This is a genomic window from Synergistaceae bacterium, assembly GCA_017450125.1.
Taxonomy (GTDB): Bacteria; Synergistota; Synergistia; order Synergistales; family Aminobacteriaceae; genus JAFUXM01.
This window is the reverse complement of sequence record JAFSWZ010000007.1, coordinates 11,893-31,030: the sequence shown is the minus strand read 5'-3', so window position 1 is coordinate 31,030 and position 19,138 is coordinate 11,893. Positions and strand designations below refer to the sequence as shown.

14 protein-coding genes and 2 tRNA genes are annotated in these 19,138 nt (G+C 54.9%); 14 read left to right on the top strand and 2 right to left on the bottom strand.

All coding sequences use genetic code 11. The features are described from left to right. Nucleotides 1-14: 14 nt before the first annotated feature. Nucleotides 15-767, top strand: coding sequence for a Jag N-terminal domain-containing protein (locus IJT02_00265; GenBank protein ID MBQ7543359.1), 753 nt, complete (start codon nucleotides 15-17; stop codon nucleotides 765-767). Nucleotides 768-873: 106 nt separating this feature from the next. Here IJT02_00265 and IJT02_00260 read toward each other — a convergent pair. Next, a tRNA-Val gene (locus tag IJT02_00260) sits at nucleotides 874-948 on the bottom strand. 206 nt (nucleotides 949-1,154) lie between these two features. Between IJT02_00260 and IJT02_00255 the strand changes: the two genes are divergently transcribed. The 9 genes from IJT02_00255 to mnmE all read left to right on the top strand — a co-directional run bounded on the left by IJT02_00255 (nucleotide 1,155) and on the right by mnmE (nucleotide 12,446). Then, a complete protein-coding gene (locus IJT02_00255; protein ID MBQ7543358.1) occupies nucleotides 1,155-3,671 on the top strand; it encodes a flagellin in 2,517 nt (838 codons plus the stop codon). A gap of 144 nt (nucleotides 3,672-3,815) precedes the next feature. Next, nucleotides 3,816-4,829 (top strand): type I glyceraldehyde-3-phosphate dehydrogenase, encoded by a 1,014-nt coding sequence (gene gap / locus IJT02_00250; GenBank protein MBQ7543357.1) that lies wholly within the window; start codon nucleotides 3,816-3,818, stop codon nucleotides 4,827-4,829. Nucleotides 4,830-4,902: 73 nt separating this feature from the next. Then, nucleotides 4,903-6,030 carry a hypothetical protein gene (locus IJT02_00245; protein ID MBQ7543356.1) on the top strand — a complete coding sequence of 376 codons (1,128 nt, stop codon included), beginning with the start codon at nucleotides 4,903-4,905 and terminating at the stop codon, nucleotides 6,028-6,030. Nucleotides 6,031-6,122: 92 nt separating this feature from the next. Beyond that, nucleotides 6,123-7,268, top strand: coding sequence for an AI-2E family transporter (locus IJT02_00240; GenBank protein MBQ7543355.1), 1,146 nt, complete (start codon nucleotides 6,123-6,125; stop codon nucleotides 7,266-7,268). Between the two features lie 57 nt (nucleotides 7,269-7,325). Continuing rightward, nucleotides 7,326-7,399, top strand: a tRNA-Cys gene (locus tag IJT02_00235). A gap of 112 nt (nucleotides 7,400-7,511) precedes the next feature. Beyond that, the gene (locus tag IJT02_00230) at nucleotides 7,512-8,414 is read left to right on the top strand and encodes an NAD-binding protein (protein ID MBQ7543354.1); all 903 of its coding nucleotides are present in this window, start codon (nucleotides 7,512-7,514) and stop codon (nucleotides 8,412-8,414) included. Beyond that, entirely contained in the window at nucleotides 8,404-9,828 is a 1,425-nt protein-coding gene (locus IJT02_00225; protein ID MBQ7543353.1) for a hydroxyacid dehydrogenase, read from the top strand. The genes IJT02_00230 and IJT02_00225 overlap by 11 nt, the downstream gene beginning before the upstream one ends. A 4-nt stretch (nucleotides 9,829-9,832) precedes the next feature. Continuing rightward, on the top strand, nucleotides 9,833-11,128 hold the full coding sequence (locus IJT02_00220) for a CCA tRNA nucleotidyltransferase (protein ID MBQ7543352.1): 1,296 nt from the start codon (nucleotides 9,833-9,835) through the stop codon (nucleotides 11,126-11,128). Next, the gene (mnmE, locus tag IJT02_00215; protein MBQ7543351.1) at nucleotides 11,121-12,446 is read left to right on the top strand and encodes a tRNA uridine-5-carboxymethylaminomethyl(34) synthesis GTPase MnmE; all 1,326 of its coding nucleotides are present in this window, start codon (nucleotides 11,121-11,123) and stop codon (nucleotides 12,444-12,446) included. Before IJT02_00220 ends, mnmE begins: the two co-directional genes overlap by 8 nt. On the opposite strand, the gene IJT02_00210 is transcribed toward mnmE, so the two are convergent. After that, a complete protein-coding gene (locus IJT02_00210; protein ID MBQ7543350.1) occupies nucleotides 12,354-14,318 on the bottom strand; it encodes an FAD-dependent oxidoreductase in 1,965 nt (654 codons plus the stop codon). The two genes, mnmE and IJT02_00210, sit on opposite strands and share 93 nt — an antisense overlap. Before the next feature lie 83 nt (nucleotides 14,319-14,401). Here IJT02_00210 and ilvB point away from each other — a divergent pair, with 83 nt between their 5' ends. Genes ilvB through IJT02_00190 form a run of 4 tightly spaced genes read left to right on the top strand, consistent with a single transcriptional unit; the run spans nucleotide 14,402 to nucleotide 19,130 of the window. Further along, nucleotides 14,402-16,141: a biosynthetic-type acetolactate synthase large subunit gene (gene ilvB, locus IJT02_00205; GenBank protein MBQ7543349.1), complete on the top strand. Its 1,740-nt coding sequence runs from the start codon at nucleotides 14,402-14,404 to the stop codon at nucleotides 16,139-16,141. A gap of 15 nt (nucleotides 16,142-16,156) precedes the next feature. Then, complete coding sequence (gene ilvN / locus IJT02_00200; protein MBQ7543348.1) at nucleotides 16,157-16,669, top strand: acetolactate synthase small subunit; 513 nt, start codon at nucleotides 16,157-16,159, stop codon at nucleotides 16,667-16,669. Between the two features lie 59 nt (nucleotides 16,670-16,728). Further along, nucleotides 16,729-17,775 carry a hypothetical protein gene (locus IJT02_00195; GenBank protein ID MBQ7543347.1) on the top strand — a complete coding sequence of 349 codons (1,047 nt, stop codon included), beginning with the start codon at nucleotides 16,729-16,731 and terminating at the stop codon, nucleotides 17,773-17,775. Continuing rightward, nucleotides 17,772-19,130, top strand: a complete 1,359-nt coding sequence (locus IJT02_00190) for an MBOAT family protein (protein ID MBQ7543346.1) — start codon at nucleotides 17,772-17,774, stop codon at nucleotides 19,128-19,130. Before IJT02_00195 ends, IJT02_00190 begins: the two co-directional genes overlap by 4 nt. The last annotated feature ends 8 nt before the right edge of the window (nucleotides 19,131-19,138 follow it).

The following is a 19,138-nucleotide window of genomic DNA, read 5'->3' as shown; positions in this document are numbered from 1 at the left end:
CGGAGGTGTAACGAATGATTGAGCGCAAAATTACACTTGAAGCCTCAGAAGTCAGCGAGGCATTGATCGAGGCCTCCAAGCAGTGGAAGATACCAGTAGAAGACCTTAAGGCAGAAGTTCTCAGCACGGAGAAGAGCGGATTTCTGGGCGGTCTGTTCGGCGGAAAGAAGAAGCTGACCGTCGAAGTTACGGCCATCGCGAAAGAAGACCTGGTGTCGCGCGGAGTAGATTTCGTCAACGAAGTTCTGAAGCTGATGGACTTCAGCGCAGAATGCACGGCGCAGGAAGGCAACATGCTGGACATTGAGGGCGAGGACGCGGCGGACTACGTTGTGGGACGCTATGCCGACACAATCAAGGGCATGGAATACCTCGTGAACCTTGCTCTTCGCGACCCGAGAAGCGAACCGCGCCTGAAGGTAGACTCGTGCGGTTACCGCGAGCGCAGGACGAAGAGCCTCGAGCGTCTGGCGGAAGCTACGGCACGGCAGGCAGTGAAGTACGGCCGACCGATACGGCTTGACCCTATGGCTTCGTGGGAACGCTGGGTTATACACACGACGCTGAAGAACAGGGGCGATGTTACGACGGAGTCTGTCGGAGAAGCACCGATGAGGAAGGTTGTCGTGATGCCGAAGTACGACCCTGACAGCGTTAGGCTTCCCGGCCCTGCGATGACGAGGGTGCGTGCGCAGAGAGAGAGAAGCGAGCGCGAGAGGGGCGAACGCGGGAACACCGATTCCCCGAGAAGACGCTTCAGACGCTAGAGACAAAATCCCTCCGGCCAAGTCGGGGGGAATTTTTTTTTTTGCGCGCGGCAACAGAAAAGCCCCGAAAGATTCTCGCAATCCTTCGGAGCTGTCAACGTCCAGATGGTGGGTGATAGAAGAATCGAACTTCTGACCTCTTCCGTGTCAAGGAAGCGTTCTACCTCTGAACTAACCACCCTTGAAGCAAAACGCGGCTTATCATATCAGAATTTGTGCGTTTGTCAAATTGAGAGTGCTAAAGTCTGAATCGGTGAGGCCGATAACTAACACGTGAGGGCACGGAAGCCGATTTACTGCAACGGACTGCAGCACGAACCTTAAGAAGGAGAACAAATATTGAGAGACGAGGATTGACACAATCCCGTTTGCAGGAGGCTAAATACGATGAGGATTTATCACAACATACCGGCACTCACAGCGTACAACTCGCTGAACAGTACCAATAGCGCGATGGAGAAGACGATACAGAAGCTCTCCACAGGACTGCGCATCAACAGCGCGGCCGACGATGCGGCAGGGTTCGCAATCAGCGAGAAGATGCGCTCCCAGATTTCCGGCCTCGAGCTGGCGATCAGGAACACTCAGGACGCAACGTCAATGCTTCAGGTTGCAGAAGGCGCGCTCGGCGAGACGAACTCGATGCTCCAGAGAATGCGCGAGCTTGCGGTTCAGGCCAGCAACGACACGCTGACGGCACAGGACAGGAGCTACATACAGCTCGAGATCGATCAGCTACAGGATCAGATCAACCGCATAGCCAACACCACGCAGTTCAACAAGAAGAGGCTTCTTGACGGCTCGAGCGCAGGAATCACGTCATCCAGCAATCTCGATGTCAAGGCATACGTGAAGGGTTCGCTCCGTGAGCTTGACCAGTTCGGGCAGAAGAAGTCCTTTGAGGGCAACTACAGGATTCAGGTTACGGTAGACCCCAACCAGACGGGCAAGGGTCAGGTGCAGAAGTCCTCAATCATGACCATAAAGCATCCCAACGTCATAACTGATACCGAGCTCAATACAGAATACGGAGTAACTGGAGTAGCGGTCGACCAGCTTCCTGCAGGTGATTATGTTGTGGAAGAGGCTGATTCGGTGGCAGAGGCCGGAGCAACAGTTGTAGGCGCGTACGGTTTCACGAAGGCCGATGAAGACGACGACACAAAGAAAGTAGCAGCTCTTGCAGAAGATGTCGAAGGGATATTCTCGACAGAGGCCGGCGACATCATGAACAACGCAAGCATACTGTTCGAGGTTCTGTCAGTCGATGACAAGAACGGCACGGTAACTCTTAAGGCGCAGTCGAACATTCTGGGTGTTGACGGGACAGTCAGCAACGCAGTGCGCGAGAACATCATCCTTAAGACGGACAGCGACAGCATAGACATTTCTGATCTTGTGGGTGTCAAGATAGACACTGACAGCGACGACTACGAGGCCGCATTAAGCCTCTCGTACACCGCGCCGGACTCAGATGACGACAGCGCAGTGAAATTCTCGAGCGGCGCAAAGTTCGTGCTGAACGTTACAGGCACAGGCGGAGACATCGACGGCGACTCTGACACCGAAGACGTAGAAGCTGATATGGCAGTAACGGTGAAGGGCTACGTAGACCCCAAGTGGCCGGACGGGTGGCAGGCCGAGCAGGACACGGAGAGCGAGCAGTACGACGAGGAAACGAATCCGCTGTACATGGTCTCCAAGCAGCTCACCTATAACCTCAACGCCGAAGCCAGCCAGAACAAGGATCTTCACTTCAGGAACTTCTACGTGAACAGCGAGAACGGCACAGTCTACGAAGGCGACGTAATCATCACGACGGACAATAAGTTCTCCGCCGACAACACGGAGCAGACGCTTGCGAAGTTCACGGCCGCGTACATCGGCAAGACCGCAACCGGCGACACGAAGCTCCGCGACCTCAACACGTTCTGGAACAAGTCCGGCGTGTTCATGCTCGACACCCCGAAGACCATCACGATCTCTCAGGGTGACGGCAAGTCAACCGAAATAACGATCTACGCGACCGACACGGTCAACGAGCTGCGCGACAAGTTCAACGACGCGATAGCCAACGGGCTCGGGCAGAGCAAGTACCTTGACGGAGCATATGCTGACAAGTTCTGCACGTTCGTCGAGGAGAGCGAGAAGAAGTCTCAGGGCCTCGAGACAGTCGGCGGAACGTTCATCTTCCGTTCACTGCTTCCCGGCGGTGCAGGAGATCTGACATTCAGCGGCGACGAAGACCTCATCAACACGTTTGCGCTCAACGTTGTGCAGGAGAGCTCTACGACGGCCTTCAGGGCATCAATCTACGACGCTCACACCGGCACTCCTGTCGTAACGAACGTCAAAGTAGCGGACAACAGGCTCATCGGCGTTCTTCACGACAACGTAGACATCGAGTTCAGCCCGACGGCCAACATCAAGGCCAGCTGGAGCGAAGGCGATGACAACTTCAACCTTGTGCAGGACGACAACCTCTATGAGGCAGTAATCCACATCGTTGACACGTCGACAGTCTTCCAGATCGGCGCGAACGAGGGCGAGGACATCGCAATAGACATCGGCAACATGTCTGCAGGTGCGCTCGGCGTTACGAACATCAACGTTACGACCCGCGAGACGGCCTCAAAGGCAATCGGGCAGATCGACGCGGCCATCAACATGGTCTCGACCCAGCGCGCGAAGATCGGTGCGTACCAGAACGCCCTCGAGTACACCAGCGAGAACCTGACCACGACGATGACGAACCTGACGGCGGCAGAGAGCAGAATCAGGGACGCGGACATGGCGGCAACGATGATGGAGTTCGTGAAGCTCCAGATACTCAACCAGAGCGGCACTTCGATGCTTGCTCAGGCAAACCAGCTCCCGCAGTCAGTGCTGAGCCTGCTCCAGTAGGATTAACGACAGCAGAAATTTTCACACATACAAACTCCAACCCAGAAGACTCCGTGAAATTCGCGGGGTCTTTCTTTTTTGCGCACAAAGTGTTGTATAATAGCTGTGCACATTCAAACTTTTCACAAACTGGAGGAATTTATCATGGCTGTACGAGTCGCTATTAACGGCTTCGGACGCATCGGCCGCCTTGCTTTCCGTCAGATGTTTGACGCGGAGGGCTATGAAGTCGTAGCTATCAATGACCTTGTCGCACCCAAGATGCTTGCTCACCTGCTCAAGTTCGACACTACGCACGGACGTTATCCGCACGCTGTGGACTTCGACGACGAGAAGGGCACAATCACCGTAGACGGCAAAGTCATCACCATTTACGCGAAGCCCAAAGCAGAGGAGCTTCCTTGGGGAGAACTGAAGGTAGACGTAGTGCTTGAGTGCTCAGGCTTCTACGCGTCAAAGGCAAAGGCCGAAGCCCACATCAAGGCCGGTGCGCGCAAGGTAGTAATTTCCGCACCCGCAGGCAATGACCTTCCTACAGTCGTCTTCAACGTCAACCACCAGACACTGAAGCCGACCGACACGATCATTTCCGCCGCAAGCTGCACCACGAACTGCCTTGCTCCTATGGCAAAGGCACTCAATGACCTTGCACCCATCGTCTCCGGCTTCATGACGACAGTCCACGCGTACACCGGCGACCAGATGATTCTTGACGGACCTCACCGCAAGGGCGACCTCCGCAGGGCACGCGCAGCTGCATGCAACATCGTCCCCAACTCGACGGGCGCGGCGAAGGCAATCGGCCTCGTTATCCCCGAGCTGGCAGGCAAACTTGACGGCGCAGCACAGAGAGTTCCGACACCGACAGGCTCAACGACAATCCTTGACGCGGTGGTCATGGGCACGGTAACTAAGGATCAGGTCAACGCGCAGATGAAGGCCGAAGAGACCGAGTCCTTCGAGTACAACACTGACGAGATCGTCTCCAGCGACATCATCGACAGCACTGCAGGAAGCATCTTCGACGCAACACAGACGAAGTGCAAGCCCGTAGGCGACAACATGACGCTTGTTCAGGTGGTATCCTGGTACGACAACGAGAACAGCTACACCAGCCAGATGGTACGCACCATTAAGTACTTCTCCGAGCTGAAGTAGTCATTCAGGATCTGTGCTCCTGTCCCTGTTGTTGGGGCGGGAGCTTTTTATTACACAATGGAGGCAGAAATTTATGAAGAAGGTTTTGTGTGCGTTATTGGCTGTTATGATGATTGCGGGATGCTCTTTCGCTGATGATGAAGCTGAACCCGTGAGGCTCGGTATCATGAGATTCTCGAGCAAGACTTACGATGTGCCCGACGGAATGGCCGCAGTTATCGGCGACTTCTTCGGGAGGATGCTGTTCAAGTCCGAAGGCATACAGCTCTTGGAACGCGACCGCCTCGAGGCAGTCGGGAGCGAAATCAACTTGGGGATGTCCGGCCTCATCGACAACAGGACAGCCGCACGTGTGGGCAAGCTCGCCGGATGCCAGTATATTCTTCTGGGCTCGATCACCAACCTTGCGCGCGGTGCCTCAGGAATGGCCGTGCCGCTCATGGTGTTGCCCATAGCAGTCGGAAACGCAAAACAGAAGGTCAAGGCAACGCTTGATGTCAGGGTGATTGACACGGAGACGGCAGCGGTAGTGTTCGCGGACGGTGCAGACGGAGAGGCCTCGAAGTCCGACAACATAACCACATTCTACGGAATAAGTTTCGCTGATTCTGAGTTCGGAGGCATCGAGAACGTAGCCATAGCTCAGGCCGCCGCAAAACTTGCACCCGGAATCGAGAAGGCTCTGACCGGCAAAGACACCCTCACCGAGATTCTCACCCCCACGCCCAAGAAGGGCAAGAAGGCCGCTAAGGAGAAAGCCCCTGTCTCGTCGTCAAAGAGCAAGTCCAGCAGGAAGAAGTCCGAAGGGCAGACAGCCCCGCAGGCAGAGGATACACCCGCGCCGGTAAAGACTTCAGGCTTCGCCGCTGCGTCTGTTCCTGCAGCAGCGACAACGCCGAAGTTCGAGAACAACTCCACTGACCCCGCGAAAGTCGTTCAGTCGTACGGTCTGCCTTCGGGCGAGGCTAACACACTGAGGGTCAAGCACATAAACGCGGCCAAGCTCGGGAACGGTAAAAAAGCTTACGATGCCTACACCAGTATGTTCGAGGAAAACAGCAATGACTACCTCGCGGCGTTCAGGGCTGGGGAGATTGCGCGGAGCATGAAGAAGAAGGACGATGCCCGCACGTGGTTCGAGAGGGCACTAGACATCAATCCTGACTACGTTCCTGCTCAACGAGCATTATCCAGACTGTAACCGTTGAAGCTCCTGCCTCGTTCGCTGGGGCGGGAGTTTTTTTCTGCGCTATAATTACCCCATCCATAAATTCAGGAGCTGATACTCTGACAATGAAAACTCTTCTCGGACTTCTTGGCTTCCTCTCCGCTGTCGTTCTGTGTTCTGTCCTGCACATCGCAAGCAGCATGTTCATTCCGCTCGTTATCGCATGGTTCATCCTTCAGGTTCTGCGTCCCATCCTCAAGATCGGCAACAGGCTCAGCCGCAACGCGTGGCTGAACGTCTTTCTGGTGATTGCGGTTCTGGTGATTGCAGGGCTGATTGCGTTCAGGTTTCTTGCGATGCAGGTTGTGGAGTTCGGGCAGGTTTACGGCCTCTATTCCGACAAGCTCACTGAATGGGTCGTGCACGTTATGGAGGTGCTAGGCGTTCCCACTGAGGCCGTGCGGAATATAGACTGGCTCGGACTGCTCAAGGAGAATGCGCGCAACATCTCGTCGCTGATTATCGCGCTGTCGACAAAGTTCGTGCTTACCTTCGTGTTCCTGATGTTCATGCTTGTTGAAGCTCCGTTCCTTGACGACAAGGTAAATAAGGCGTTCGGCAGGAACTCTGACAGGGTCAGGAAGATACTGAAATCCATCTCCGAGCAGGTCAGCCAGTACTTGGGGACGCTCGCGCTGATAAGTTTCGCTACGGGAGTCTGTGCGTGGATTGTGCTGGTGATTCTTGATGTCAAGCTCGCCGCAGGCTGGGGGGTGCTCACGTTCCTGCTGAACTTCATCCCGACCGTCGGGTCAATCATCGCGACAATCCCGCCCGTCGTCATGGCAATAATCCAGTTCTCGCCCGGACTGTTCAAGCCCGTGCTGGTTCTTGCACTGCTGACGATTATACAGGTTACAATCGGCAACATCATTACGCCGAAAGTTGTCGGGGACAGGCTGGGAGTCAGCCCGCTGATGATTCTGCTCTCGCTGCTTCTGTGGGGGATGATATGGGGGATTCCGGGTGCACTGCTCTCTACGCCGATAATCTCAATCATCAAGATTGTCTGCGAGAACATCCCGGTACTTCACCCGATAGCCGTACTAATCGGGAGCGGCGAGGCAGTCAGGAAGATTCCTGCCAATACCACGCCGGACGATGACTCCCTGAAGAACGGTATCGCAGGGGAAGCGGCGGCGGCGGTGAGGAAGAGCCTCCGTGAAGTAGCACGCAGAGTTCATGAGCACAGAAAGGACAGAGGGAAGTAATTTCTTGCTTGACGAAACATTAATCACTCACTAAAATATTCCCCGTTCATTTCTTGAGGCGGTATAGCCAAGCGGTAAGGCAGAGGACTGCAAATCCTTTAACCCCAGTTCGATTCTGGGTGCCGCCTCCAAAATTTCCCCCAATCAATAAATTTCCTGAAAATCTTTGCGCGTGTTAAAATCTACACAATACATTTCCATTTATCACACACAAATCTAAGACAGTCAGGAGAGATGGCATTTATGAAGCTCGGATTTATCGGACTTGGAATTATGGGCAAGCCTATGGCACTCAACCTGCTGAAGGCTAAGGATGACCCCGCGTCAGAACTCCTTGTGGCTGACCTCAACAAAGAGGCAGTGAGCGCGCTTGTTCAGGCGGGGGCACGAGAGGCGACGTATGCTGAGATGGGGCGTGAGTGCTCGATCATCATCACGATGGTTCCCAACGGAAAGATAGTTCAGGACATCCTGTTCGGCGCGGACGGAGTAGCTTCCACAATAAAGGCCGGTGCGCTGGTCTGCGACATGAGCTCAGTTACCCCCGTTGAGAGCAAGTTCTGCTACGACAAACTTAAGGCTATGGGTGTCGGGTTCGTTGATGCACCCGTCAGCGGAGGAGAGCCCGGCGCAGTCAACGCAACGTTAGCGATAATGTGCGGCGGAGACAAGGCGGACTTTGACCGTATGATGCCGTTCTTCGACATTCTTGGGTCAAGCGCGCTGCTCATCGGCCCGTCAGGCTCAGGCAGTACGGCCAAGCTCGCGAATCAGATGATAGTGAACAACACAATAGCTGTCGTCAGTGAAGCGTTCGTGTTCGCGGCGAAGGCAGGGGCAGACCCCGAGAAAGTCTATCAGGCAATCAGGGGCGGCCTCGCGGGAAGTGCAGTGCTCGACGCTAAGATACCCATGATTATTGCGCGCAACTTCAAGCCCGGCGGCCCAATCCGCATCAACCACAAGGACATCAAGAACTGCGTAGAGAGTGCTCACGCAATCGACGTGCCCATCCCGTACACGGCACAGCTCTACGAGATTCTCCAGAGCCTCAAGGTTCACGGCCACATGAACGACGATCACGGCGGAATCGTGCAGTATTTCGAGTATCTTGCGGATGTTGAGGTGAAGAAGCATGAGGCTTAATGCCAGCGTCCTAACGTCGTATCCCGTGATTGATGAAGCTCGGGTCAATGAGCTCCTCAATGCAGAGATAGCCGCCAACACCACAAAGATTGTCGTCCTTGACGATGACCCGACGGGAGTCCAGACGGTGCATGATGTTCACGTCTACACGGGCTGGGGGCATGATGACATCCTCGCGGGGTTTCAGGAGAAGAACAATCTGTTCTACGTGCTCACGAACTCGCGCGGTTTTACGCAGGAGCAGACCATCAAGGCGCATCACGAGATTGCGTCTGTCGTGAATGACGTTGCCCGCGAGACAGGAAGAGAGTACATCTTCATCAGCCGAAGCGACTCGACGTTAAGGGGACATTACCCGCTCGAGACAAGGATACTCAGCGAGGACTACCAGAAATACACAGGCAAGGTGATTGACGGCGAGATTCTGTGCCCGTTCTTCAAGGAAGGCGGACGCTTCACCATCAACAACGTGCACTATGTGAAATACGGTGATGAACTTGTGCCCGCAAACGAAACAGAGTTCGCGAAAGACAAGACCTTCGGCTACACAGCCGCGACAATGCCCGCATACATCGAGGAAAAGACCGGCGGGGAGTTCAAGGCGGACAGCGTTACGTGCATAAGCCTCGAGGACATCCACGCAATGGCCTTCGACAAGATAGAGGCACAGCTGATGGCGGTCAAGGGCTTCAACAAAATCATAGTGAACGCTGTGGACTATGTTGATGTCAAGGTGTTCTGCGTTGCTCTGTTCCGTGCAATGCGCAAGGGAAAAGTCTTCATGTTCAGGACTGCGGCGGCAATCGTCAAGGTCATGGGCGGCGTAACGGACATTCCGCTTCTCACCCGCAAGGACATGGTTACCCTCAAGAGCGACAACGGCGGAGTCATCGTAGTCGGTTCGCACACGGACAAGACCACGCGTCAGGTCGAAGCCCTCAAGACGGTTGACGGCATCGAGTTCATCGAGCTGGACGCACGGCTCGTGAAGGACGATGCGGCGTTTGCTGCTGAGGTTGAACGCTGCTTAGCCCTCGAGGAGAAGGCCATCACCGCCGGAAAGACCGTGTGCTGCTACACAACCAGAGCGTTAATCACCGCAGACACCGGCGACAAGGAAGACGAGCTCAGGCTGTCAGTGAAAATCTCTGACGCTGTTCAGTCCCTCGTAGGAAGGCTGAAGGTTACGCCAGCGTTCGTCATCGCGAAAGGCGGAATCACATCCAGCGACGTGGGCACAAAGGCACTCGCGGTCAAGCGCGCTCTTGTTCTTGGCCAGATCCGTCCGGGCATCCCCGTGTGGCAGACCGGCGAAGAGAGCAGATTTCCCGGCACACCGTACGTGATATTCCCGGGCAATGTCGGTGAGGATTCTACACTGAAGGAAGCAGCAGAAATCTTAATGAGGAAGTGAAGCAATGGCTAATTACCTGGAAATTCTGCAGAAGATAGAGGAGACGACGGGTATACGCGCGTGGATTGTAGGCGACACCGCCCGTATGATAGAGATGGGAGTTGAGCCCGAAATTATAACGCTCGCGCTCGACTCGCAGGACATGTACCACATGGCACGTGCACTCGGAACAGGAACAGTTGACGCGAGAGGGTCTTACCCGGCCATAAGGGGAGAAATTCTCGGGTCTAAGTTCCGCGCGTTCGGCCTCAGAGGAGAGACGATAGAGGACGACTTGGCCTGCAGGGACATAAGCATAGAGGCGATAGCGATACGTTCTGACGGCGGAGTCGTTGACCCGTTCGGCGGAAGGTTCGACATCAGGAACAAGGTTATACGTCTCACGGGCGACAACGTAGACCTGATAGACGCTGACCCGTTGAGGATACTGCGAATGCTGAGGTTCTCGGCAGAGTTCGAGATGGACATCTTCTGGAAGAGCGAGTCTGACGTGAGGAAGTTCCTCGAGGTTCAGGCGGACAGGATGAACGACATTCCGCCGGAACGCTGGGGGCGCGAAATCATGAAGGGGCTTCACCGCAGGCCGTTCAGATTTATAGAGCTGTGCGACGACTACGACCTGATACCCTACTTCCTGCCCGAGCTCGAGGAGCTGAAGTCCGTTAAAGACGGCAAGCCCGAAGCGAGAAGCCTCTATGAGCATGTTCTGGGAGTGCTGGAGACTATAGAGCACAAGCTGGACACCAGCAAGGTCATGCAGAGCGACGCATTCGTTCTCGCGGGACTGTTCAGCCTCATCGACGCACGCACGACCGACGGCAGCGACAGGACGAAGGCAGCAGACCACAAAGTAAACGAGTACCTTACGCGCTGGAACGTTCCTTCAGAGACAATTGATGAGGTCATCGCGATAATCAACGGCTACAAGACGTTCTACAAGCCGGTTACTGAGGAATATTTCTGCAAGGACGTGCTGGAGTACTCGGCTGACGCAGTGGAAATTGCTCTGGAGTTTGCACGGTGCGTTGCGCAGTCTGAAGGCTTTATGGACGATGTGATGGACGTTCTGGAGTCCAACAGGTGGAATCTCTCGCAGGTGCTTAGGAGGTTCCAGAATGTCAGGCTTCAGACGGAAGGAGCTTCGCGCTACATGACCGGCCGTGAAGTCATGAGCCTGCTCAGCATGAAGCCCGGCAGGAAGATCGGCGAGCTTCTCGAGGGGCTCGACATGGCAGTAGGTACAGGCAAGGTCTCCAGCAGATCAGCGGCTGAGGACTGGCTTCGCGCGCAAGTTGGCTAGCACTGACACGATAGCGGCAATATCGACGGCATTGGGGCAGGGAGGAATCGCAGTTGTGCGCATCTCCGGCTCTGATGCCGTTTTTGTTGCCCACAAACTTTTGAGGCGCAGAGAGTTTCCCGAAGCAGGAAGAATGTTCCTCACGTGGCTTCTTGATTCTGACGGGAGCTTTCTTGACCGTGTGATGGCGGTAGTGTTCAAAGCTCCTCACAGCTACACGTGGGAAGATGTCGTAGAGATTCACACGCACGGAGGGAGCTTCATTGCCCGCAAGTGCCTCGAACTCGCCATAGCGAACGGTGCGCGACTTGCCGAGCCCGGAGAGTTCACGCGAAGAGCATTCATCAACGGCCGCATAGACCTTACGCAGACAGAAGGAGTGCTGAGCGTGATTCGTGCCAGAAGCGACGAGGCACTGAAAGCCGCCGCACGAACGATGACGGGTGATTTGTCGCTGTCTCTGCTGTACATCCGCGAGAACATCAGAGACCTTCAGGCAAGCCTTGAGGTTCAGCTGGATTTTCCCGAAGGAGAGAGTGTAGGTGTGGACGTTGAGGCAGAGCTTCGCTGCATTCTGGATGCTTTCCTTGAGGTTGAGGCAAAGTGCGAGGCTGGGACGATTCTCCGTGAAGGCGTGCGCGTCGTCATCGCAGGCAAGCCCAACGCCGGCAAATCATCGCTGCTGAATGCTCTGCTCGGGCGCAACCGTGCAATAGTTACGGACATTCCCGGCACAACCCGCGACATCATCGAGGAGGGAATAATCATCAACGGAGTTCCCGTCCGGCTTGTCGACACAGCAGGCCTCAGGGAGACGGACAGCGTCATTGAGGCTGAGGGGGTGAGGCTTGCGCTCGAAGCAATGAATGAGGGTGATATTTGCCTGTACGTCGTTGATTCGTCGCGTGAACTTTCGGACGAAGACAGAAACTATCTGCGTGAACTTGAAGGCAGGAAGGCTCTTGCTGTTCTGAACAAAGCCGATTTACATTGTATGATTGACGCAGAAAGCATTGCTCTCCCGAAAGTTTCTGTGTCGGCAAAGAACCGCACCGGCCTCGATGAACTAAAAGCATGGCTGTACGATGCGGCTTGCGGCGAGGCGGCAGTCTCTGAGGGACTGAACGTCTCGGTGAATCAGCTCGCGGAGATCCGCAGTGCGCGCAGGGCAGTAAGTGATGCCCTCGAGTGTGAGAGTGAGGACATCACTGCGGGACTGCTGAACTCAGCGAGGCATTCCATCATGCGCGTCTTGGGCTTCGAGGCCGGAGATGACCTTATCGACGCTATCTTCAGCAGATTCTGTGTCGGAAAGTGAGCACATCGCACGCACAACCGCATCAACTGCTTGGCCGCGCGTAAGTCTTTCGCCCTGAACAGCAATCTTCTTCCCCGAGAGTTCTTCTGCACGTGCCAGCAGTCCGGCCAAGTCCTTAGCGGTTATTCTGTCGTTCACGCCGAAAACTCCCTGCCGTCGGCCGCCCTTGCCGGGATTGTGTATCGTGCTCTTCGGCAGGTCAGGGTACGTTTTAGGTTTTAACAATCCCCACATCGTCGCAATCTGAACGCTCCCGAAGTATTCATGTCTCTCTGGAACATCCGAGTAACTGCACAGCGACATTCTTACTCCCGCATCAGCAAGCACGCGCTGAACGTAAAACGCTTTCACGTCGCGGGGTTGAAGGTTCATCTTCACCGAGAGTGCGGCGAGTGCTCCTGCGGCCTGCCCGGTCATCATGCATATGGGCTGTAATCTTAATCCTCCCGAAGCAAGGCGCGACATCGAGAGGTTCTTCTCTGCGGCGATGAAATTATCTGTGCTCGCTGGAATAAGTATCCTCATTGGCACTTGGAACGGTCCGGCTGGTTCGTCCGAGTAGATTGAAGCCTGTTTCTCGCCGAGACTGCTTTCTATGTCGTCGTCGTCGTCCGAGCCGTGAAGGTCAAGAGTGTAGCCTCCGATTGCTATTGCGTCCTCGAACTCTGCGCCCTTGTTGCCGTGATAGCTCAGAGAGTTTTTGCGGATTGCACGTGAAGTCAGCGTGTATTCCCCGACGATTCGCCTGCTCTCTCTCACGTAAGGAATCGGCGGCATGTGGCGGGCGACTTCCTGCCAGTCTTCGGGCAAATCTTTTGCGTACTCGGGAAGGTCTCCGTATTCGTTCTCATCAACTGACCATGATTCTTTAAGCTCGTTCTGGATGTAGTAGATGAAGTGCATGGTCTTCATGAATGCTTCACGGTTGATGTATGCGCGCAAATCTGGGCTCTCGAGGTACGCAGAAGGAATCCCCCACCTGTCCTTCCACCTGTATTGTCCCGGGTAATCGTTGCCCCAATTCACGCCGGTTTTGGTGATTCGCTTCCAGTCGGCCTGCGCCCCTGTGTAGTTGCCCCTGCTGAACGAGTCAGGAACGGCACGGTACGCATTGTGCGAGACAAAGTTCACGGGCATCTTCACGGGGTACTTGCCCTTGAAGTCGAAGCCCTTAGCCGTAACGTACTCAGCGTAGTTCTTGCGCGCCTTCTCGTAGCCGGGCAATGGTGAACTTGGCCGGAGCTTCTCAGGGATTCCGTCGGGGTAGCTGCGGATCGTCGCCGTCCACGTTATGTCCTGAATCATCGTGTCGTTCAGCGTTCCGGGAAGTACCGAGTTTCCCGCCCTGTAATGTGCGCCCGTCATCGGTATAACGTCTCCGTACTCCGTCGCGTCAATCAGCATCTTGCAGCCCGCCGTGATTGTGCCTTCAGGTGTCGTTATGGTTACGCTGTCGGGGCTTACTGCAACGACTTCAGCGTGATAGAGTATGTCCGCACTTCCCGCCATCTCAGCAAGAATCTTGTGGCCAACGGAGGGCTCGAAGGCCTTGCTGTGGGGCTTCCAGTAACACGTCCCGATAGATTTTCCCAGAGAGTTATAGTGTGCCTTAACCCTATCGATGAACTCAGCGTAAAGCCCGCTCTCGATCCGGCTCATGTCGTCCATCGTCGCGACTCCCGCCGCAGTTGCCTGGCCTCCGAGCATGTTCGTGGGTTCAACGACTAGGACGCTTGCTCCCATTCGCGAGGCCTGTACTGCCGCCGCAGTTCCTCCCATTCCTCCGCCAGCTATCACTATGTCCCAGCTCTCTCCGAATGCAGACCCCGCCGCAAACAGACAGAACATCATCACAAAAATTTTCCTGTACATTAACTGATTACCTCCCTGAAAGAATATTGTATATGAGTGTGCTACAATTCTACGAAAAATTTTACACGGGGGGAAATCCTTTCTTGAACAATTCCAGCAGAAAAATTAACGGCTCAGAGATATTAATACAATGCCTCAGAGAACAAGGCGTTGATACAGTGTTCGGGTATCCCGGCGGAGCAATCCTGAACGTTTACGACAAGCTGTACGAGCATCCCGAGATCCGCCACATCCTCACAGCCCACGAGCAGGGAGCATCCCACGCGGCGGACGGTTATGCGCGTTCGACGGGGAAAGTCGGCGTGTGCCTCGCAACGTCCGGGCCCGGCTCGACCAACCTCACCACAGGCATAGCTACCGCGTACATGGACTCTTCGCCCGTCGTGTTCATCACCTGCAACGTCAACAGCGACTTGATCGGGCGCGACTCGTTTCAGGAAGTTGACATCACCGGCGTATCCCTCCCTATCACGAAATGCAGTTACACGGTCAGCAACGTCGCGAACTTGGCCGACACAGTACGTGAGGCCTTCGCCATCGCAAGGTCAGGACGACCCGGCCCTGTGCTGATTGACATCCAGAAGAACGCAACGGCTGACGAGTGCATATACACGCCGACGACTACTGAAGAGTACTTCGAGAGCAAGGGCACGCGAATCGAGAGGCTCAGGACGACTCACCATCCCAGCATGGGCTACCCGAACATAGACATCAATGCGATAGACACTCTCGCGGAAATGCTCGGGCAGTGCCAGAAGCCGCTGATGATTTGCGGAGGAGGAGTCATCAGGGCAGGAGCGTCAAAGGAGTTCAGGGAGCTCGCGGAGCTTGTGGACTCGCCGATAGCTATAACGGTAATGGGAGGCGGAGCAGTTCACGGCCGACATCCTCTCGTTACGGGAATGATAGGAATGCACGGCTCGCAGGCCTCGAACATGGCTTGTGATGCTTGCGACTTGCTTCTTGCTGTGGGATGCCGTTTCTCGGACAGAGTTACACTGAATCCGGCGGGCTTCGCGAAGAACGCAAAGATTGTTCATATTGATATTGACCCGTCGGAAATCGACAAGAACATAAAGACTGACCTTCACATAATCGGCGACGCAAAGAGAATCCTGACTCTCCTTCTCGACAGATTGAGAGGGCACGTTGACCGCAGCGAGTGGAAGAACTACGTGTTCTCTTTCCCGCGCGAGACCGAGTACGACGACGCAGAGGACGGCACATTAACGCCGAAAGAGATACTTTCCGCCGCCGCTGAGATTCTCCCGCAGGATACGATGGTTACGACCGATGTGGGACAGCACCAGATGTGGGCAATCCAGCACTTCAAGTTCGACTACCCCGGCCAGCTCATGACCAGCGGAGGCTTCGGGACTATGGGCTTCGGGCTCGGTGCGGCAATCGGCGTTCAGGTCGGCAACCCGGAAAAGACAGTGCTTCACGTTACGGGCGACGGCTCATTCAGGATGAACTGCAACGAGCTCGCGACGGAGCAGTACTACAAGCTCCCGATAATCACGCTTCTTTTCGACAACTCGACGCTCGGGATGGTGAGGCAGTGGCAGCACTTAATCTACCACGAGCATTACTCGCAGACCACGTTAGACAGAGGCCCGGACTTCGTGAAACTTGCGGAGGCTTACGGCGTTCACGGCAGGAGAGTTACGGACGAGGCAACACTACGGAAGGTTCTCACTGAGGCGGTGAACTCGCGCTCTGACGGGCTGGGCTGGGTTATAGACTGCCGGATAGACATTGACGAGATGGTCAGGCCTATGGTCGGCGGAAACAGTTTCATCACGAACTTCATGCTGTACTAGCCGGAGGTGAAGACAATGCAGGCAAAAGAGAACAGCCAGAACTTGAAGCGTTACACGATAATTACGGCGATGGACAACGAGGCAGGAGTCCTCTCGCAGCTGGCGCACCTGTTCAGCAGGAAGGGCTACAACATCGAGACGATTGCGGCGGGCTGGACGGTTGATCAGAACGTTACGCGCTTCACGATAGAGATATACTCCGATGAAGCAAGAGTGAAGCTCCTGTGCAGCCAGCTGAGAAAACTCGTGCCGATTCACTACGTGGAGATACTTGACCCGTCGAAGAGCATACGCCGTGAACTTATGCTTGTGCGGGTGAAGGCGGAGGACAGAGCCGCGCGCAACGAGATAATACAGATCGGGAATATCTTTCGCGGGAGTGTTGTGGACATTACGCCGGACAGCATCACTCTGTCAGTTACGGGCGATGACCAGAAGACACAGGCGTTCGAGGAACTGCTGAAGGAGTTCGGGATTCTGGACTTGGCCCGGACGGGGATAGTTGCTATCGAGCGCGGAGAAATGTAGCAGAGATTTTGCCCCTGAAGGACATTCGGGGGCTTTTTACGTGAAAGGAGTTATTGACAATGCAGGATAACAGCGTGTATCATTGCCAAGAGCCAAGAGCCAAGAGCCAAGAGCCAAGAGCCAAGAGCCATAGCTATGCCCTAAAACTTTTCAGGTTAATCTTATCAGGTATATTAGCCCTAAGTATTCTTGAACTTGCAGCATTCTGGGACACCGGCGCACTCATCAATCCAGACCCTGACGGCGCAACTGACGTGCGTCCTGAAGCTGACGTGGTACGTATCAAGTGCAATGAAGGCTTCTCGTTCGGCAGCACCAACAACGAAGGCTACAGCAACACCTACAACTACAAGCGCGGCATGAAGATAGACGTTCTCGTAATGGGCTCTTCTCACATGGAGGCGCATCAAGTCTTGACACCGGAAAATGCTTCCAGCGTTCTGGGCAGGATTTCCGGGCTCACGGTCTACAACATCGGAGTTTCCGCGCATGGCTTTCTGGAGTGCACCTGCAACATCGAGAATGCCGTCCACAAATACCAGCCCGCAAAATACATCGTCATAGAGACCGGCACAGTTACATTCCCCGACGAGAAGCTCACTATGGCCATCAATAATACCCTGCCTGAAATCGGCGTAGTGAACAGAGGAACGTTGCGCCTTCTCTTGAGGCGGAACAGATACTTCGTGCTTCTGTGGAACAAGTTCAGGAAGTTATGGGCCTCAGAAGCTGCGGATGTTAATGCGCCCTCAAACTCTCCGGCTCTGCTTGAAGCTGTCATGCGCAGGCTCAGCGAGGCGGCTTCGTCCTGCGGTGCTAAGGTCATCATCGCCTATCATCCCTCTGTTGACCTGAATCTTGACGGCACTCTGCACATCAAGTCTGACCCGGATGTTGCCCGCAAGTTTTCGGAGCTGTGTTCGCAGAACGGAGTATATTTCCTTGACATGTCCGAAAAATTTCTGAGAGAATACGCTAGCAATTTCGTTCTGCCCTACGGCTTCATCAATACTTCTGTCGGCAAGGCTCACATGAACAAGCACGGACACAGAATGTTCGCCGAAGAGATATATTCGCTCATCCAGAGAATCGAGGCCGGAGCATGATATTCACGTCATTAGCATTCATTGCGTTTTTCGTTGTTGTCCTCCTTGCAAGCCTCGTACTCTCCGGCAGGGCTGAACACGTCTTCCTTCTGTGCGCAAGCTACTTCTTCTACGGCTGGTGGGACTGGAGGTTCTGCTTCCTCCTGCTCTTCGTAACTGCCGCGTCATACCTCACGGCTCTGTTCTCGCGCAGCAAGCTGGTGTATTTCGCGGGAGTCTTCGTGCCTCTGGCGGTGCTCGGGGTGTTCAAGTACTTCGGGTTCTTCGTGGAAAGTCTGGGGCTGACGCAGTTCTCCTCCCTGAGAATCATCCTGCCCGTCGGCATATCGTTCTACACGTTTCAGGCGTTGAGCTACGTCATCGATGTTCACAGGGGGAAAATTCCTGCTGAGAGAGACTTTATCCGGCTTGCACTGTACATCTCGTTCTTCCCGCAGCTTGTTGCCGGGCCGATAGTCAGGGCTTCGGACTTCCTGCCACAGCTTCATGACCCGTCGCGCAGGCTCACAGCCTCTAACTTCTGCGCAGGCATTCAGGTTATGGCGATGGGCTTCTTCAAGAAGGCCGTGCTCGCTGACAACCTGTCCGTGTTCGTTGATGATGTCTTCAGGACACCGGCGGCCTTCCACTGGGCGACAATACTCCTTGCTGTCGTGTCGTACTCAATGCAGATATACTTTGACTTCTCGGGCTACAGCGACATTGCGACGGGCTGCGCAAAGTGTCTGGGCTATGACTTCGCCGTGAACTTCAACCTCCCGTACATCTCGCGCAGTGTCTCGGAGTTCTGGCGGCGGTGGCACATCTCGCTGTCAGGCTGGCTCAGGGATTACCTGTACATTCCGTTAGGCGGAAACAGGCACGGGAAGTTCCGTCAGCTCGTCAACGTCATGATAACCATGCTTCTCGGCGGTTTGTGGCACGGAGCGGACTGGACGTTCGTTTTCTGGGGAGGCCTCAACGGCATTGCATTGTGCCTCGAGAAGCTGTTTCCTCCGCGCAGAAAATCTCCCGTGAAGATACCCGTAGTGTTCGCGTTCATCTCGTTCACGTGGATATTCTTCAGGGCAGAGACTTTCGGCAAGGCATGGCTCGTCATCAAGAGGATATTCACCCTGAAGCCCGGAATTGTTCAGCCGTTCTCGTGGGCATTCATAGCGGCGGTTATCCTGATAGTCTCGGAGGCCTGCGCCGTCATGAGGTCTAAGCGTGATGGACTTGCTGAGGCGGAGGGCTTCTGTCCTCTCCTGAATCTCAGCACCATTGAGGGAATGACTGCGTACTTCGTTTTTGTCGGGTTGATTCTGATGCTCATGTTCACAGGCGAAAACCCGTTCGTGTACTTCCAGTTCTGACAACAAAA

Coding starts and splice junctions, on each gene's coding strand:
- IJT02_00265 (MBQ7543359.1), top strand. CDS start 15: ATGATTGAGCGCAAAATTACACTTGAAGCCTCAGAAGTCAGCGAGGCA.
- IJT02_00255 (MBQ7543358.1), top strand. CDS start 1,155: ATGAGGATTTATCACAACATACCGGCACTCACAGCGTACAACTCGCTG.
- gap (MBQ7543357.1), top strand. CDS start 3,816: ATGGCTGTACGAGTCGCTATTAACGGCTTCGGACGCATCGGCCGCCTT.
- IJT02_00245 (MBQ7543356.1), top strand. CDS start 4,903: ATGAAGAAGGTTTTGTGTGCGTTATTGGCTGTTATGATGATTGCGGGA.
- IJT02_00240 (MBQ7543355.1), top strand. CDS start 6,123: ATGAAAACTCTTCTCGGACTTCTTGGCTTCCTCTCCGCTGTCGTTCTG.
- IJT02_00230 (MBQ7543354.1), top strand. CDS start 7,512: ATGAAGCTCGGATTTATCGGACTTGGAATTATGGGCAAGCCTATGGCA.
- IJT02_00225 (MBQ7543353.1), top strand. CDS start 8,404: ATGAGGCTTAATGCCAGCGTCCTAACGTCGTATCCCGTGATTGATGAA.
- IJT02_00220 (MBQ7543352.1), top strand. CDS start 9,833: ATGGCTAATTACCTGGAAATTCTGCAGAAGATAGAGGAGACGACGGGT.
- IJT02_00210 (MBQ7543350.1), bottom strand. CDS start 14,318: ATGTACAGGAAAATTTTTGTGATGATGTTCTGTCTGTTTGCGGCGGGG.
- ilvN (MBQ7543348.1), top strand. CDS start 16,157: ATGCAGGCAAAAGAGAACAGCCAGAACTTGAAGCGTTACACGATAATT.
- IJT02_00195 (MBQ7543347.1), top strand. CDS start 16,729: ATGCAGGATAACAGCGTGTATCATTGCCAAGAGCCAAGAGCCAAGAGC.
- IJT02_00190 (MBQ7543346.1), top strand. CDS start 17,772: ATGATATTCACGTCATTAGCATTCATTGCGTTTTTCGTTGTTGTCCTC.